This window comes from Clostridium sp. MB05 (assembly GCF_046581255.1).
In the GTDB taxonomy this organism is placed as follows: domain Bacteria; phylum Bacillota; class Clostridia; order Clostridiales; family Clostridiaceae; genus Clostridium.
Genome location: NZ_CP174370.1, coordinates 2689793 through 2708517 on the forward strand (window position 1 = coordinate 2689793; position 18725 = coordinate 2708517).

The following is an 18725-nucleotide window of genomic DNA, read 5'->3' on the forward strand; positions in this document are numbered from 1 at the left end:
ATTACTAAAAACTTTAAACTTTTTACTCACTTATTTTCTTTCTATCTTTTCTCTTAACAAAGAATAATAAGCCTACTCCAACTATAGCTAAAGCTAAAATAACTAAATTGCTACTATTAACTCCACCAGTATTAGGAAGTGATCCACTTGGTTTTCCTCCATTTGATGGCTTTCCTCCATTTGTTGGTTTTCCTCCTTGCTCTTTGTCGTCGTCTGATGGTTTGTTTCCTTCACCAGGCTTATTGTTTCCACCCTTTTCTTCTAAATTAGCTAAAGCTAATTCTAAAGACTTAGTTGCAGAATCAATTTCTTTTTCAGTAGCTTCTTCATTAGCAAATATAGTTCTTGCATTTGCTAAAGCCTTATCTAAAGATTTTAAACTCTTATTAGTATATTTATTTCTATCAATATTTTCTACTTTATTGATTAGGCCTTCTAACATATCTTTATTTGGTTTTAATCTTAACGCTAGGAATGCTCTCATTAAGTTATCATAAGTTTCATTTACTTCTTCCACCATAGCATTTTCGTCAGCCATAACTTTGTTTGCAACTTCTAAAGTTGTTTGTAACTTAACCCAAGTAGAAGAGATAAATTCATTTTCTGATAATGTAGCTATTTTATCCATTAAAGCTTGTAACGCTGCTTTATCACCTTTTTTGAATGATAACATCTGCATAGCCTTACTTAATCTATCAAAGGAATTATCTACTTTAGTTTGAGTAACTTTTTCATTACCTAATATTCCCTTAGCTTCTTCTAAAGCAGCCTTGAATTCTTCCACTACAGCTGGGACAACATCCTTAAGTTCTTCTTCAGTTACTTCTTCAGCAACTTCTACAGCTATTTCTAAATGCTTTTTGTAAACTGGCTTTTCTATAATGCTATTATTAAATATATCGATACTCTTATTTAATTCAACTATAGCCTCATTTAATTGCTTATCTTTTGCTCCTTCACCTTCTAAAACAGCTTGTGCTAATTTTATAGCTTCCTCTAAAGCATCCTTTGCAGATTGTGGATATTGACCATTTTCATTACCTATTTCAGCATTTTCCAATGTATCAGAAGCTTCCTTTATAGCATTGCTTAAATCAACTTTAATGTCTTTACCTACATTCAACTCCCCAATTGTTGCAAATCCATTCTTACCTTCCAAAGCAATAAGCTTAACATATTTTGCTTCAGTAGTTTCAAACCTTGCAACCTTTAGCCCTTTATTAGCAACCCAGTCTCCTTCTGCAACCTTAGTATAATTTTCACCATCCATACTTGTATAAATTTCATACTTTGTAATAACGCCATTATCTTGACCTTGTCTTGGTACAACCGTTACTTTATTAATATTATAAGTATCCCCTAAATCAAGAGTAATTGAATGTGGTAATACTGCTGGCTTACCTGACCACTTGCTGTGCCAGAAAGTCTCATTATCTCCATCGATAGCATTACTTACTGGTGCCCATTCTCCACTAGTTTCTTCACTTGAAGCAGTAACTTTCATTCCTGATTGAGGTATTAAACTTATATCATCTGATTGATCAATAGATGCTTCTGGATCTATATCACCTTTTGGTATTTCAATATATTCACCTACTCCAAGATCTTCTACTACAAGATCATCAATTACTAAATCTGACTGTCCACCTAATACAATTGTTCCAATCCATAAGTTACCTGATTCTGGTGCTGTAAACTCAACACTATAATCCTTAGGTGTATCAGCAAAGTCAAAGCTTTGCATTGAAAGTTGATTTTTACCATCACCAATTACAAAAGCATAGTCTCCTTTTATTGCATTTTCATACTTGAATGAAACTTTATAATTTCTTCCTGGGGTAAATCTTAATGTTTGTGGTATTGTTTGATATAATAATCCACCTGACTCTTTGTGTGCCTTTAAGGAATAATGTCCATTTATGACATCATCAATTTCTTTTCCATTCCATCCCTTTTGAGTATAAGGTGCATGTAACTCTGATAAATGTGTTCTTGGATCATTTGTTCCACCAGCTGGACCTTTTACAAATGGATATAATCCATGTTGAACATTCTCAAAATCTTGAGTGAAATACACATTATTAGGATTTGCAGATCTTTCTGTCTTAGTAACCCTAACATCATCAAATACAACAGTCCCTGATCCATCATTTACTTCTAAATAAAGTGTAGCATTATCTTTCCCTTCCGGAACATCAAAAAATACTGACATTCTTTGCATATAACTTCCATGCTTCGAATCTGCAGCAATGTAATTTTTAGCAAATGATATGTCTGCATAATTGGAAACATCAGCATTACCATAATCTTTAACACCTATAGTTGCTTTACGATCTCCAATTACTTCTACAGCTACAGAAGCTTCATAAGTTCCTGGTTCTAATCCTGTAAGCTTTTGACTTACTACTGAAGTATTCTCACCAGAAGTTTTTAACTCATAATTTCCTCTATCATTTCTTACTATAGATAAATCCTTACCTTCTGCATTCCAACCATCTAATGTTGAACTTTCAAATCCAGGATTCTTAACTATTCCACCTTGTCCCCAATCATTAATTACCTTTGGTGATACTTCACCTTTATCAATAACATATGGTACATTGGCCTCTGCATTAATAGTAATTTGATTGTTATTAACAATTATATTTTCAGCTTCTACACGTCCTGTATCTGTTAATTTATATAATTTAACAGTGCTTAATCCTGCCCAACTATTTGGTAATGTCCAAGTAGTGCTTCCACCTTCACTATTCCAATGATATAACTTAGTTTCCTCCTTAGGATCCCAAGGTAATAAGTAGCTATTACCATCTAAAATTGTAATACCATCTTTAGACATAACTCTTGTACCAGTTTTATTTGATACAGTTATGTTGTTTTCAAAATTAATAGTATCCTCTGTCCATTTTATTATTGGGAAGTGTTGCATATATTTTGTTGGTAGATTAGTATCGAAAGTCATTTTAATAGTATTATCAAAATTTGTTCTTCCTACCCATCCTTCATAATCATCCATCTCGGTTCCACCTAAAAGTGGATGTCTTACAATCCAAGAATCCTTTTGATGATTTCTAATAAATCTTGCAATATTACTACTATAACCTTTCATATCTTGGCCACCATACTTATAATCTACTGACCAATGATACCATGTAGAATCATTCTCTAATACATAAGGAAATTCTGTAGTTAGATTCCAACCTAATGAATTTACTTCTTTAGCAAATCTTCTTGCATCGAATCCTTGCTCAAAGAATGCATCAGCATAAATAAAATCTAAATTAGGTACTGCCTCTTGTAATACCTTTAATCTCTCTAACCTGTTATTTTCTGATGCTTCTTTTCTCATTTTTTCTTTATTAAAGTCATAAGAAGCATCTAACCAGTCCCATCCTAGTTTCTTAATATCTATAACATCCTCTGAGAAATTCTTTGCTTCTGGATTTGCTCCTGTAGCTGATATATGAACACCAAAGTATCCACCATATTTATGCCCTTCATTAACTAAGGTATTTAAATCCTCAACCCCACCTTGTCTCTCTCCAATGTGGTTACCATAATCTAAGTGAGCTTGGTCATGTCCTTCTGCTTGATATCCTTTAAGTTCTACCCATTGTCCTAATCCATCTGTTGCAAGATACATTTTCTTAGTTTCATCAAGAGTCTTTAAAAATGGATTTGTAGCTTGACTTGCAAAGTTAAATGGAATACGCATAACAACTAAATCTGGAACATCTTCTGAACGGAATGGAACATTCATAATTTCACGGAATGCTACAGCTCCATCTTGCCAATCAACAATACTATCTTTATTAGCATCTTCTGTTATTATAACTTTAACTACTGGCATTTCTTTCATTATATTGTCTTCCGCTAATGTAGTTGGCATATTTTCAGCTCTATAAACCCATGAACTACTCCAAAGTGATGTTTGAGTATAATCACCAGTATTTGTTGTTTGCTTTCTTATTCTATCATTATCATTATCTGAACTATAATCTGAATAAGCATTTGTCCAAATAGCTCCTGAAAGTTCATCTGTGTTTAACATACCATATAAATAATTCGTAGGAGTCTTAGATACAGCACTTTTATCTGTAACAGTTTCAAAAACGTCACCTGTACCATTTACTTTATTATTCATACGAGAACCAGCAAACTTTGCTCCTGGTTGTGTACTACGAACTGATAATAAGTTTTGATTAGCAAATTCTATACTCTTTACTTTATCAGTTCCATTTTCCTGAACTTCTATAATATTCATAGTAAATATATTTTTATCAACTGTAAATTTTGTTTTTATAACAACATTAATTTCATTAATAGTAAGCGTATATTCTCCTAGATTTGTATATTCTACTTTAGGAGTATATTCTTTCCCATTAATAAGCACTTTATCTGAAGAGTACTCTGTTCCATACATTATTTTACCGTCTTTTTCATATTTCTCTACATTAGGGAAATCCTTATCTATTGTTACCTTCATATCTCCTGATGAAAGAACATCAGTGTCAGTTATCGGTCTCCCATTAGTAACACCACCACCTGGATTACTTGCTACATCTGAATATTTAATATTATCTATAATCATTGTTTTACTATTGTACCATGATCTAAAGCCTATCTTCCCAGCTTCATTTGGAAATTTTTTCAAAGAATCTACTGAGAATGTATCAATATTAAATATTTCTGTGCCATCAAGGAACATTGTGATTTTTGTTCCTACATATTTCACCTTCATTGTATATTGTTTATCTGCTTCTAATTTTGGACCTGGTATACCATCCTTCCAACCAGTTGGACACTCAATTAACCATGTCCCATCTGTATTGTTATATCCAGCAAATGCCCATGAGTCTTTAGATGTATATCTAAAGATTGATCCTACTCTACTGGCATCTCCTTGCAGTGTAAATTGAAATTCATATTCTCCATTTGCTTTAGCTGGTGAATTTTCATCTACTATAATATTATCTCCATTATTCTTAAAAACTAAGTTTCCATCTACCACAGATAACGGTTCTTTTGGTGTACCTTTAACCGCTTTCCATCCACCTACATTTCCATCATCAAAATTCTGAGTATAAGTATCAAGTTCTTCTGCAAATACCGATAATGTTGATATCGGTATAATCTGAGTAACTATAAATGCTACCACTAATCCAAGTATCCTTACCCTTTTAAATATTTTTTTTGATTTTTTTTGCACTAAAAACACGTATAATATTATACTATCACTATATTGATAATATCTTATCCTTGTTCATAAAGGTTAGCTAAACCTTTACAGTTCTCTTATGAACTTCTCATGCTTTCACATGAGTCCAGACTATATCACCTACCTAAACATAATTTATAACTAATCTTAAACTATGTTTAGGTAGCCACCCACTTCCACTACCAATAACTTATAGTGTACGGTATTTCTACCTAGTCGTTGAACCTTATCCTATTCAGATCTTGGCTGCTGATTATCCATTATTAAAACACTTAGGATTTAACCATATGTCATCCAACTAATTTTTTTTACTTTCGTAACCTTCACACTCACCCTTATTTCATAATCATGTTGTGGTTTAGTTAGCTTTAGGAACTTCCAGCAATTAGAGTGGTTTTCTATGCAAATTGCTTTACATAGGGGGCATTTAGTTAAAATTTCATTACCCCTTTAATTTATCCTAATATACAAAAAGAGTATTTAATAATTAATTCACCTCCTATCGATACTCTTTTTAATTTTTAGCAAATCCAACATACTCCAAAATTATTTTAATTAAGTTTTTAACATATATTAATTTTATATAATATCTCATAATTTGAATTAATTGACATTGATATTTTAAAATAATGCTGAATCATCTTTAAATCTAAGAGGGTTCAGCTTAAAATAATTTTTCTTTAATTACTCCTTTACCGCTCCAGCTGCAACACCGCTAAAAATATATTTTTGGAATATAAAATATATTACTACTGTTGGAATCATAACAACTATTGTTGCCGCACTTAACTTAGGCATAGAAGATGTCTGAGGATTCTGTACATAATTAAACAGTAAAGTACTTAATGTACGGTGCTCTACCCCTGGCATATATAGGAAGGGAATATACATGTCATTTAAAACATCAACAGCCTTAAGTATGCCAAGTGTTGCTGTTGCTGGAATAACCATAGGGAATATTATTTTCCAATATATAGTAAAATATGATGCCCCATCAATCATAGCACTTTCGTCTATAGAAAGAGGTATCTGTTCCAAAAACTGATTATAAATGTATATTTGCATTAAATCAGCGCCTATATATATAAATATTGGTGCAAGTAACGTATTATAAAGTTTTAAATCTGTCATTATTCCAAATCTAGATATTTCAGTAACAGTACCTGGTATTATTAACCCTATCAAAAACATAGCATAATATACTTTTTTTAATTTAAAATCAAACCTAGTTAAACAATATGCGACCATAGTACTTAAAAGAGAGTTTACTATTACAGTAACTATTACTAATATAGCTGAATTTTTCAATGCAACAAAAACTTGACCATTTTTAAAAACATTCTTGTAATTATCAAGCATTAAACTTGTAGGAGGTTTAAGAGCTGATTCTGACCCTATTTGAGATAGAGTTTTAAATGATGCAAAGAATGTAACTAGCATTGGCATAATTACTATTACTGCAATAAAAACGAATATTACAAATTTTAATACATCACCACTTTGAATTGATTTCTTTCTTTTTATTTTCTTAGTCTTTTTTTCAATTGAAGTGTTCGTACTATTTTTTTTCTCCAAATTAGCTTCCATTAATATCACCCCTTCAATTTAAGTAGTTTCTTCTGAACAACTGAAATTACTATAATAATCATCATTAAAACTACAGCCATAGCTGATGCCTTTCCAAAACTTGAATATTGGAAGGCTGTTTTAATAGTCTCTATTGTAAATGTACTACTAGCATTTCCGGGCCCTCCACTAGTCATAACATATGGAATATCAAATATCATCAAAGCTCCTCTTACATTTAAGAATAATATTATTTCAACAACTCCTTTAATATTTGGTAATACTATATGATAAAACTGTTTAAAGCTACTTGCCCCATCGATAAGAGAAGCTTCTACCATATCAGTTGGTAATGACTGAAATGCTGCTAAAAATAATATTATATGAATCCCTGAAAATTTCCATAATGAAACTACAGCAAGAGACATATTAACTATTTTAGGATCACTTAGCCATGAAACCTCATTCATATGTAAAAGTTGTAGAAAACTATTTAACACTCCATTCTCTGAACTATATAAGAATGAGAACATACATGCAACAGCAACACCATTAATTACATATGGTAAAAATACAATGGTTTTAAAAGCTTTACAACCTCTAACTCTATTATCTAATAAGAATGCAATAAAAAGTTCTACTGGTATAAATAATAAGTGGAAAATAAAATAAACACCATTATTTTTTAATGAAGACCAGATTTCTGGAGAATCAAAAAATATTTTTCTAAAATTATCTAACCCAACAAAATTTTTTGTATCGCTTAATCCATTCCAATCTGTAAAACTTAATCCCATCAATTTTACTAATGGAAATAACATAAATACTATCATTAATACTGTAGGTATAACTAAAAAACTAAATAATAACCTATTCTTTTGTGCATCTTTTCTATTAATTGCTAGCACAATATCCCTCCAATCTTATTTGTAAAAAAAGAATAAAGTATCCAAAGGTACCTTATTCTTCTTAAATTTAACTACTAGTTAGCAGCTTTTGCTTTCTTCCATTGGGCATTTAAGTCATCTACCATTGAATCAAATGATGTACCTGCAGCCATTTTTTGTCCTATAGCTTTAACATCGAATTTCATTGCATTCATAACCTTGTTATAAGCATCATCATAGAAAACTGTTACTGGCTTTACATCTATTCCTTTAAAAGCTTGTTCAAAGAATTCATTTTTGTACTCTAAGCCTTTAACTGTAGGTTTTACCCCTTGTGAAGCCATTAAATCAACATAGTAATCACTTGCGAAGAACCACTCAAGAAATTCTTTTCCTGCTTCTTGATTCTTGGAAGTCTTTGAGATTCCCCACATAAACTCAGTTGATGCAGTTGTATAGAATGGATCAGAAGTAGTATTTCTTGTTGGTAGTAAGAATACCCCTATATTTTCATCCTTCCCACCAGCTTGGTTGTATTGATCTTTATACCAAGAACCAGATGCTATCATTGCTCCTTCTCCAGCTGCAAACATTGCTCCTGCTTGATCCCATCCATATCCCAATGCATCATTTCCACATACTTTAGCATCATATAATTTTTGTATTTTATTATATGATGTGTTAAATGGTGTTCCTTTTGAGAATGGTGCATCTTCTGTAGCCATTTTATTGTAAATTTGGCCATCACCAGCCTCTAGCATAGGCATATATTCGTTAAATGGATAATCTACCCATGAATCTTTAAGACCTAATAAAAGTGGTGTATATTTACCTCCAGCTTTTATAGTTTCAGCTACTTTAATAAATTCATCCCAAGTTTTAGGAATCTCTATATTGTACTCTTTGAAAATATTCTTATTGTAATATACAAACTCATTAAATACGGCTTGCGGAATACCTATAACATTTCCATTAACCATTGTTTCCTTAGCATATATATTATTTTCAACTGCCTTTAAATCATTTAAAGGTACCATAGTATCTGCATATAATGATAAGTTTGCTTGTCTTACTGGAAATACATCCGGCAATTCTCCTGCTGTATTTCTAATTTTCATTGTATTGTCATATTCTGTTTTTGCAACTAATTCAACTTCAATATTAACATTTGGATGATCCTTCTTATAAGCTTCTGCTAAATTTTTTGTTTCTGTCATATACTTATAATCACCTTCACCCCAAGTTGCAAGTTTTAATGTAACTTCCTTTTTTGAATTAGGACTATTTTTAGAACATCCAACTGTAGCTAAACCAAATATGCTTACTCCTGCAACCATAAAACATATTTTTCTTTTTAAGCCTTTACTTAACATATTATCTCCCCCTTAATTCTTTATATCCTATTGTAAACATTAAAATAAACCTACTAAATGCTTACAATTATATTTTAAACATTTAGTAAGTTTATTTTAATGATATTATTTAACTGTTTTTTGATTTATATTGTCTTCGTTTAAATTACATTATTTACATATAGTAGAACAATGATATTTATTAATTTTTTTTTGATTTATATTACTTTTCTTTTGATATACCAACTTTTATAGCTTCAAACACCCTTTCAATTAAATAACTACTTATTAATCCGTATATCCCCATAAAAAATAACATTATCACTGGTTTAAATAAAAGTAATGCTATTAATAGAGCTAACACTACTACATTTATAATACTTATAATTATATTTTTATATGCTAAAATTACAGCATTAACTATTATATCCGTAATATTCATAGTGGTTCTATCAATTAATGAGAATATATAATTGCTTATAAGTAGAATTTGAAAAATTATAAATATATGAACATACTGTAACCATACATAGTTGCCCTTAAAACTACTTATTCTAGTCATATTATAAATACCCATACATAACATAATGGTTATAATTGTTCCTAATATAGAAGCTTGTCTAATATTTTTCTTATAAGCTTTAAAAAAATCACTATAAATTTTATAACCTTTTCCACTGATCTTAGAGTTATAAACACTGTATAGTGCAGTAGTTGATGCTCCAATAGTAACTATAGGTATACATCCAATAATCCATAATATATTTAACATACATGTTTCGTATATTAATTCACAAATCTTATATATTGGTCCATCATAACTAAATATTCCTTTCATATATATTACCTACTTTCATTTTTTTATTTTTATACTGTAGGGGACTTAATCCTACAATTTTTTTAAAGGTTCTACTAAAATGTTCAATATTATGATATCCAACACTATCACATATTTCATATATTTTCATATCTGTTTCCTCTAAAAGTTTTTTAGCATTTTCTATTCTAACATTAGTTAGATATTTAATAAAATTATCACCAAATTCTTCTGTGAATATTTTACTAAAATATATCTTGCTAAAGCCTATCTGTTTACTAACTGACTCTAAAGTTATATTTTTTGAATAATTATTTAATATATACTCCTTAGCCTCTTTTACTACATTACTTTCCCTTTGCTTATTATGTTTCAAATAAGAAATAACCTTAGTTAAAATCTCTAGTACCCAATTTTCTATTTCCTTAATTGTCTCAAATTTTCTTATCTCATTATATAAATCTATTTCTTCTCCAATTACATCCTCTAAATTATTATCTTCATCTTTTATTACGTATTGAACCATCATTAATACAATTTCTAAATAATAAATATATCCATTATCAAGTTTATCTTTAAAGGATAACTTCTGTATATTTAAAATTTTCTTCATCTCTTCCAAACATCTTTTTTCATTTAGCTCGTCGATAGATCTAAGAAGCCCGTTACTTTTATCCATTTCTCTAATAATTTGTTGAGTCAAGTTATTATTTTTATTCTTTTTTATCTTATTTAATTCTTCCACATGTTCTGAAAAAATGTCTTTTCCTTTACCAAAAATAAACCTCATCTTTGCATTTCTTTGAGCTTCATTAAATAATATATTTGTTTCTTCAACTTTACTTATAAAACCACTAACCCCTACAGTAATACCTATATTTAGAAATGTACAAAGGGCATATCTAATTTTCTTTAAAATATTTCTTAATCTATTATTTAGATTTTCACTACTATCATCTTGAAAACTAAAAAATGTTACATACTCCTTAGGTGATCTAGCCAAAATTTCTCCATTATTTATTGTACTAAATACTTGCATAACAGCATTTTCGAAAGAAGATATAAGGTCCTGGAAGTCATCGTTACTATATCTACTCTTAATAAGATTAAAATTATCAATAATAATATAACAACATACGTAGTTATTACCATATAACCTTAATCCACTCTCCCTTAACTCTTCAACATTTAAATCTCCAACTAAAAGCCTACTTTTAACCTTCTCCTTATCTATTTTTTTCTCTTTAACAGTTTTTTGTTTTTTTGATGTACTAGTCATATTAAGTACAGTGTGTAATATTTTTTCCATATCCATTTCAGTTTTTAGAGTATAATCATCTATACCTAGCTTAAAGGCCTTTCTTACAAACTCATAATCGTCATAAGCACTTAAAACCAAAAATTGAATATCATTGTTAAACTTTTTTGTTTCTTCTATTAACTTAATGCCATTAATACCAGGCATATTAATATCCGTTATTACTATATCAATATCATTACATTCTCTAATTATATCCAGCGCTTTTGAGCCATCAGCAGCCTCCAAAATTTCATCAAATCCATACTCTTGCCAATTAACTTGAGTTTTTAAAGCAAGCCTAACAATAGGTTCATCCTCAACTAAAAGCATTTTATACATAATCATTACCTCTCTCTTTAATTGTTGGAAGTATGAGAGTTACCCTAGTAAACTTATTTTTTTTACTATCTATTTTGATTCCATACTCATCTCCACAATTTAATTTAATACGCTTTTCAGTATTCTTAATTCCAATTCCATTAAGACTTGTCTTAGATTTATTATGGTTTTCAAAAACCTTTGTAATATCCTCCTCATACATACCTACACCATTGTCTATTACTTCTATAATAAGCTTATCTTCTTTTAAGTATCCCTTAATAATTATATCCTTACTTCCCTCTAACTCATTTAATCCATGAACAATTGAATTCTCTACAATAGGCTGCAATACTAATTTAATGATATATAAATCTTGTAACCCTTCATCAAAATCCATTATAAGATTGAAATTATCTCCAAATCTAACTCTCATAATTTCAGAATAGCTAGTTATATATTGTAATTCTTCTCTTATTGTAATAAAGCTAGAATCACTTTTAAATGTCAATGCCAAAAGCTTCATAAATGAATCAGTTACACTTCTTATATTGTCAATCTTAGATATGGTAGCCATCAATTTGATAACGTTTAATGTATTGTATATAAAATGTGGATTAATCTGTGCTTGAAGCACCTTTATCTCCTGCTTTGATCTTTCTTTCTCCTTTAAATCTCTTTCTATCATCAATTCCTTTATATTATTAATCATTTTATTATAATTAATATTAAGCTCTTTAATCTCGTAAATATTACTTTCAATATTATTAATCTCATCTAATTTACCATTTTGTACATTATCCATTTTTTTCATTAAACTTTTTATAGGATTTATTATTTCAGTAAAAAATATCTTACAATATATAAGATATAGTAAAATTATAATAAAAAATATTAATAATAATGTATTCATAGCATTTGATGTGTCCTTTGTAAGGTTATTATAATCAATAATATTTATAATTTTCCAATCTAATTCATTTGCTGAATATGTGGTGATATATTTAATTCCATTTTTTGATCTATACTTATAATAATCTAGTTTATTTTCAATTGCTAAATTAATATAATCTATATCCTTAACATTCTCTCCTATTAATTCCTTATATGGTGCAATTACAATTTTTCCGTTTGAATCAGCAATTATCATTTCTCCTATTTGCGTACTAGAAAATTTTGAACATATAGACTTTAAAACATCATTTTTCATTTCAAAACAAATAAGATCTGTACTTGTATTAGAATAATTAATGCTTGGACTAATTCCAAATAAAAATTCTACAGTATTTATACTTTCAGGTCTGAAATCGTTTAAATAAACTACTTTATCCTTGTTATCTATACACTGCTTATATAATAAATTATTTTTAATGCTAGATTTTCCTTTATAAAAGGGCTCTTTATACTTTACTTCTCTTCCATCCTTAGATAAAAAAGTAATGGAATTTACTTCTCCCAAATAGGCAAATAAATAGTCTAGTTTAGAATTTATTTGCCTTGATAATTCTAGTTTCTTTACTGCATCCTCTTCATAATAAGCATTATTTACAAGTCCTAATAATTCCTCATCTGTAGAAACCTTGGCAACAGAGAGTGACATTCTTTTAAACTCATTCTTGAAATCAATAGATAATTGTTCCATAATTTGCTGTACCTTTTCATTATAATTATATATTAATATATTTACATACAATCTATTAAAAATAAGAGTTATAACTATGACTGGAATAATTATAAATAACATAAAACTAACTATAAACTTTTTTGACATATTTTTATTAGTAAACATATAAACCTCATAATACTTTATTTTATACTTAATAAATTAATTGCTTATATTATTAATTCTATAATATTTTTACATTTACTTCAATTATAACCTTAAATTTCTTTATTTATCTAGTTTACGAAAAATTCCCTTCACTAGATGATAAGATAGTTGTCTATTCTTCTGCTTTATCATGCACAAAATTACCTTTACAAACATGGATTGAATATGTTAAAGGAATGCTTCTTGGTCTTTCTATAAGAAAAAATGCCAAGATCACCTCGAAAAGTAGGAAAAGAATTTAAAAACGTGGTATTAGTAATGATAAGGACTAAAAATATACTTATTCATAGTATAATTCCCTTTGTTTATACTAAAATGAAATAGTACAAAGAAAGGGAGGTTATATTTATATAACCTCTTATATATTATTTATATTATTTGTAAAAATAGTTATAATTTCCTATAATAAAGATATAAACTAATTAGCAATAATTAGTTATCTATTATAACAAGGAGGACATGTAAATGAAATATTTTATTAAAATCATTTTACTTATGGGTATATCATTACTTTTACTAATAGGGTGTAGTTCTACAAAACAAGAAAAAACTATAGATAATTTCATTAATAAGTTAATATCTGTAAAGACTTATGAAAATATTACTTCTTCTGAGGCTGATAAGTTTATAGATGAATCAAAAGCAATTTTTGAAGAAGATTTAACAGAAGATGCATTCAGTACTTTAATGTCTAATAGAATTCCTTATATTTATTATACTGTTATAAATAAGAATGGTATCAACAATACAACAGATATTAAAATAGTAAAAACTAAAGAAACAAAAAATGATACATATACTCATTATGAGTATAAAGTGTCTTATAAGTTAAAATCAGGTGATAAATCAATAGACATGACAGATTATATGGTTTTTAAGGTGATGAAAGATAATACTTCTATTATTGATGAGGTTTATGTATTAGATAAAACAAGTAGCATTTTTAGTGAACATAAAACTATATCTCAATAGTAAAAATTATTAAAATAAATTAGTTTTACATTAAGATTAGAATAATGTTTATACATTATATTTATATCTCGTAAATCAACAAATTACTCTAACGGAGGCAAATAAAAAAATAGACATATTTAAGTTTACTTATTTCCTCGATCCGCTCCAAGTCAAGTCAAACTTACATATGTCCACATAAAAATTGAAGGTACGGAAAGTATAAAATAAATCTACTTTTCCACATTTAATTACTAAAAACCTTATATAATCAAATTTTCAAAGCTTTAAACTTTTAGAGATTAAATAAGTAGGGCATATACCCTACTTATTTTGTATTAATTTAATTTTGAGTTAATTAAATTTACAACTTCATTTTTAAAGTTTTCTAACTTTTCTTCTGAATCTTTTAATCCAGTACCTTTAATAGCTACATAAGCTTTCATTTTAGGTTCTGTTCCTGATGGTCTAACTACAAACCACGATCCATTTTCTAAAACAAACTTAAGAACATTTGATTTTGGAAGATTGATTTCATTTTTATCTCCACTTATCGTATTTTCTTCAATGCTTAATTTATAGTCATATTTATTAACTATTTTTATACCATTTAATTCAACAAGCTTTTCATTTCTAAGGGAATCTATACACTTAGATATTTTTTCTCCGCCTTCTTTTCCTTTTAGTTCAAATGATACTAAAGTTTCTTTAAAATAGCCATATTTATCATATAACTCTATTAAACCATCATATAAACTCTTTCCTTGTTCTTTATAGAATAATGTCATTTCTGCTATTAGCATTGCTGCTATTACAGCATCCTTATCTCTTACAAAGTCTCCTGCTAAATATCCATAGCTTTCTTCAAATCCAAAAAGATAAGTTTTGTCTTTATTCTCTTTAAATTCTCTTATTTTTTCACCTATATACTTGAATCCAGTTAAAACTTCTATAAGTTCAATTCCATAAGCCTCTGCAATTTTTTTAGCTCCATCTGTTGTTACTATAGTTTTAATAACAACTCCATCCTTTGGTAGTTTTTCTTCTTCCTTTAAAGCATCTAGAATATATTGAGTTAATAATAATCCTGTTTGATTTCCAGTTAAAACTCTGTATTCACCTTCACTATCTTTTACAACAACACCTATTCTATCTGCATCTGGATCTGTCGCAAATATAACATCTGGATTTTCAGACTTTGCCATTTCTAAAGCTAATTTAAATACTGCTGGCTCTTCAGGATTTGGATATGATGCAGTTGGGAAGTTTCCATTTGGAGCTTCTTGCTCTTTAACCACTGACACCCCTGTATATCCAAGTTCATTAAGTACTCTTCTAACTGGCATATTTCCTGATCCATGAATTGGAGTATATATAACCTTTAAATCTTTCGCATTTTCTTTTACTAAACCTTTTCTTATTGTTAAGCCTTTTACAGCATCTATATAAGCTTTATCTACTGCTTCTCCAATATATACTAATAAACCTTTTTCTAAAGCTTCCTCTTCATTTATTGTATTAATTTCATCAAAACTATTTATTTTATTAACTTCATTTATTATTATATTGGCCTTTTCATCAGTAACTTGGCCACCAAATTCATCATACACCTTATAACCGTTATATTCTTTAGGATTATGTGATGCTGTAACAACTATTCCTCCTGTGCAATTTAAATGCCTTACTGCAAAAGAAAGCATTGGAGTTGGTCTTAAATCCTCATATAAATAAACAGTAATATTATTAGCACAAAGTGTTAATGCTGCTGCCTTAGAAAATTCCTTTGACATATTTCTTGAGTCATATGCTATTGCTACTGAAGGTTTTTCAAATTTATCATTTAAATAATTTGCAAATCCTTGAGTTGCTTTAGAAACAGTATATATATTCATTCTGTTGCTTCCTGCACCAATAATACCTCTTAACCCACCTGTTCCAAACTCAAGATCTTTATAAAATCTATCTTCAATTTCTTTTTCATCTTTTATACTTCTTAATTCTTCCTTAATTATATCATCTACAATATTTGATTCTAACCAATCATTATATTTTTCTCTATACATCGTGCTACCCCTCCTAAAACTTAATAATCAGGTAATATTATACACTAAAAAATTTAATTGTGGAATAAAAAAATGTAAAGAGAGTAAATATTGTATCTCTTTACATTTTTAGTTGTTTTTTTTTATTTCTTTTTACTATCTTCTTCTATTACTCTTACCATATCGTCACTTACAGTTTTTCTTTCATAACTTACTGATGCTATTACAGTAGCTAAATTATCAATTATTGACAACTCAGATGCTACCTCTAAATCTCCAATTCTATAAACATAGCCATCTGCACTTCTATTTACATTTATATCTACATACTTTGGTAAAGTATCTGCTGTACATTCAATTTTTATATGATCTTTTTCCTTTTGTAATACCATTCCTCTTTTATTTAAAGTATCTTCTCCTATATAATGAATAGGAACAGATGATATTATTTTTTTATTTTCTTCTAACTCTTCTAAATCTAAATGAATGATTTTATGTGTTACAGGATCTCTTTGAACACTCTTTATTAAAGTTTTATGATTATCACCATTTAAATTAACATTTAAAATACCATGTTCGCCTTTTTTAGAAATCTCTCTACATAATTCTAATTCTCCCACTTCAAACATAAATCCATTTAAAGTTTTTCCATAAAGTACTCCTGGTACTTTTCCTAATCTTCTTAATTTCTTAGCATTATTAGGTACATTTGCCTCTCTTTTATTTAAATTTAAATTGTTCACAGTACTTCCTCCTATTAATAAGATTCTCCTCAAGTATTCTTGTCATAAATGCTGTTTTTTATTCAATCTTAACTTATTTGTATATTTCTTTTAATATTGTGTAGTATTTTATTGCATAGTTTAAACTAATAAAATATAATATTAATGTTTGTATAAAACTTATGGGATAACCAATAATATTTATAAGAGAGAAGGTGTTCTAAATTGTATAAAATGAATCAATATGAAACTCCTCTTTTTGATGCTCTAAAGGAGTATGTAAATAGAGATACACTACCATTTCATGTTCCTGGACACAAAAAAGGAGTAGGTATAGATAAAGAATTTAAGGATTTTATCGGCGAAAATCCATTTAAAATAGATGTGACAGTTTTTAAACTAGTTGATAGCTTACATCATCCTACTGGACCTATAAAGAAAGCACAAGAATTAGTAGCTGATGCATATGGATCTGATGCTTCATTTTTCTCAATACATGGCACATCAGGTGCTATACAAGCTATGATACTTGCAGTAGTAAATGATGGTGATAAGATAATAGTTCCTAGAAACGTACATAAATCAGTTACTTCTGGTATTATTTTAAGTGGAGCTGTTCCTGTTTTTATGGAGCCTGAAATTGATAAGAAATTAGGAATTGCTCATGGAGTAACTCCTGAAACTGTTGAAAAAACTCTTAAAGAGAATCCAGATGCTAAAGCTGTATTAATTATAAATCCTACTTATTATGGTGTTGCAACAGATATAAAAAAAATTGCTGATACAGTACATAGCTATGATATACCATTAATAGTAGATGAAGCTCATGGTCCTCATTTAGCTTTTTCAGAGAAGTTACCTATGTCAGCATTAGAAGCTGGCGCTGATATTTGCGCACAAAGTACACATAAAATAATAGGCTCATTAACTCAAGGCTCTTTATTACATGTTAAAAGTAAATATGTTGATCCTAAGAGAATTCAACAAATTTTAAATTTAATGCAGACAACTTCTCCTTCTTATATAATAATGGCATCTTTAGATTGTGCTAGAAGACAAATTGCATTAGAAGGAAAAGATTTACTTGAAAAAACAATAGAACTTTGTAAGTACACTAGAGATGAAATAAATAAAATTCCTGGCTTCTATTGCTTTGGAGAAGAAGTTTTAGGAAAACCAGGTTCATATTCTTTTGATTCAACAAAGCTTACTATTTCTTCTAGAGAACTTGGAATTACAGGCTTTGAACTTGATATGATACTTGCTGATAAATACCATATACAAATGGAATTATCAGACTTCTATAATGTTTTAGCCGTTGGTTCCTTTGGAGATACTAAAGAAGGTATGGATAGATTATTATCTGCACTTAAAGAAATATCTAATGAGTATTATGGTAAGAAAGAGCCTGTTCAAGACTTCTTAGATATTCCAGCAATACCAAGAAAAGTCCTTAATCCAAGAGAGGCCTTTTACAGTGATAAAATCTCGATTCCACTAAATGATAGTATAGGTAAAATTTCCGGTGAATTTTTACTTGCTTATCCTCCTGGAATTCCTGTTCTTTGTCCTGGAGAAGAAATAACTCAAGAAGTTGTAAACTATGTTCATGATTTAAAAAGAGCTAATCTTTATGTCCAAGGTACAGAGGATTTAACTGTTGAAAATATTAAAATAGTTACAAAGTAAGAAAAAGGTAATTTGATTTTAAAATCAAATTA

The 18725-nt window shown here is 28.7% G+C and carries 11 protein-coding genes; 2 read left to right on the top strand and 9 right to left on the bottom strand.

Annotation, left to right across the window (positions count from 1 at the left end; all coding sequences use genetic code 11):
* Positions 1–22 precede the first annotated feature (22 nt).
* The 7 genes from ACH36K_RS12620 to ACH36K_RS12650 form a co-directional block, all read right to left on the bottom strand.
* Complete coding sequence (locus tag ACH36K_RS12620; protein ID WP_411167972.1) at positions 23–5209, bottom strand: endo-alpha-N-acetylgalactosaminidase family protein; 5187 nt, start codon at positions 5207–5209, stop codon at positions 23–25.
* Positions 5210–5902: 693 nt separating this feature from the next.
* Complete coding sequence (locus tag ACH36K_RS12625; protein ID WP_411167973.1) at positions 5903–6805, bottom strand: carbohydrate ABC transporter permease; 903 nt, start codon at positions 6803–6805, stop codon at positions 5903–5905.
* Between the two features lie 5 nt (positions 6806–6810).
* Entirely contained in the window at positions 6811–7692 is an 882-nt protein-coding gene (locus ACH36K_RS12630) for a carbohydrate ABC transporter permease (RefSeq protein WP_411167974.1), read from the bottom strand.
* A gap of 74 nt (positions 7693–7766) precedes the next feature.
* On the bottom strand, positions 7767–9044 hold the full coding sequence (locus ACH36K_RS12635; protein ID WP_411167975.1) for an ABC transporter substrate-binding protein: 1278 nt from the start codon (positions 9042–9044) through the stop codon (positions 7767–7769).
* Positions 9045–9246: 202 nt separating this feature from the next.
* Positions 9247–9861 (bottom strand): DUF624 domain-containing protein, encoded by a 615-nt coding sequence (locus ACH36K_RS12640; RefSeq protein ID WP_411167976.1) that lies wholly within the window; start codon positions 9859–9861, stop codon positions 9247–9249.
* A complete protein-coding gene (locus tag ACH36K_RS12645; protein WP_411167977.1) occupies positions 9845–11479 on the bottom strand; it encodes a response regulator in 1635 nt (544 codons plus the stop codon). The genes ACH36K_RS12640 and ACH36K_RS12645 overlap by 17 nt, the downstream gene beginning before the upstream one ends.
* The gene (locus ACH36K_RS12650) at positions 11472–13247 is read right to left on the bottom strand and encodes a sensor histidine kinase (RefSeq protein ID WP_411167978.1); all 1776 of its coding nucleotides are present in this window, start codon (positions 13245–13247) and stop codon (positions 11472–11474) included. The genes ACH36K_RS12645 and ACH36K_RS12650 overlap by 8 nt, the downstream gene beginning before the upstream one ends.
* 507 nt (positions 13248–13754) lie before the next feature.
* Between ACH36K_RS12650 and ACH36K_RS12655 the strand changes: the two genes are divergently transcribed.
* Positions 13755–14261, top strand: coding sequence for a hypothetical protein (locus tag ACH36K_RS12655; protein WP_411167979.1), 507 nt, complete (start codon positions 13755–13757; stop codon positions 14259–14261).
* 317 nt (positions 14262–14578) lie between these two features.
* Here ACH36K_RS12655 and ACH36K_RS12660 read toward each other — a convergent pair whose 3' ends face one another.
* Both ACH36K_RS12660 and ACH36K_RS12665 read right to left on the bottom strand, forming a co-directional pair.
* A complete protein-coding gene (locus ACH36K_RS12660) occupies positions 14579–16303 on the bottom strand; it encodes a phospho-sugar mutase (RefSeq protein WP_411167980.1) in 1725 nt (574 codons plus the stop codon).
* 122 nt (positions 16304–16425) lie between these two features.
* Positions 16426–17025 carry a 50S ribosomal protein L25 gene (locus ACH36K_RS12665; protein ID WP_411167981.1) on the bottom strand — a complete coding sequence of 200 codons (600 nt, stop codon included), beginning with the start codon at positions 17023–17025 and terminating at the stop codon, positions 16426–16428.
* A 204-nt stretch (positions 17026–17229) separates the two neighbouring features.
* Here ACH36K_RS12665 and ACH36K_RS12670 point away from each other — a divergent pair, with 204 nt between their 5' ends.
* Complete coding sequence (locus ACH36K_RS12670) at positions 17230–18693, top strand: aminotransferase class I/II-fold pyridoxal phosphate-dependent enzyme (protein ID WP_411167982.1); 1464 nt, start codon at positions 17230–17232, stop codon at positions 18691–18693.
* The last annotated feature ends 32 nt before the right edge of the window (positions 18694–18725 follow it).

Excerpts from the sequence above, each read along its gene's own strand:
- ACH36K_RS12645 (WP_411167977.1), bottom strand. The coding sequence starts at position 11,479 with ATGTATAAAATGCTTTTAGTTGAGGATGAACCTATTGTTAGGCTTGCT.
- ACH36K_RS12650 (WP_411167978.1), bottom strand. The coding sequence starts at position 13,247 with ATGTTTACTAATAAAAATATGTCAAAAAAGTTTATAGTTAGTTTTATG.
- ACH36K_RS12625 (WP_411167973.1), bottom strand. The coding sequence starts at position 6,805 with ATGGAAGCTAATTTGGAGAAAAAAAATAGTACGAACACTTCAATTGAA.
- ACH36K_RS12655 (WP_411167979.1), top strand. The coding sequence starts at position 13,755 with ATGAAATATTTTATTAAAATCATTTTACTTATGGGTATATCATTACTT.
- ACH36K_RS12640 (WP_411167976.1), bottom strand. The coding sequence starts at position 9,861 with ATGAAAGGAATATTTAGTTATGATGGACCAATATATAAGATTTGTGAA.
- ACH36K_RS12635 (WP_411167975.1), bottom strand. The coding sequence starts at position 9,044 with ATGTTAAGTAAAGGCTTAAAAAGAAAAATATGTTTTATGGTTGCAGGA.
- ACH36K_RS12660 (WP_411167980.1), bottom strand. The coding sequence starts at position 16,303 with ATGTATAGAGAAAAATATAATGATTGGTTAGAATCAAATATTGTAGAT.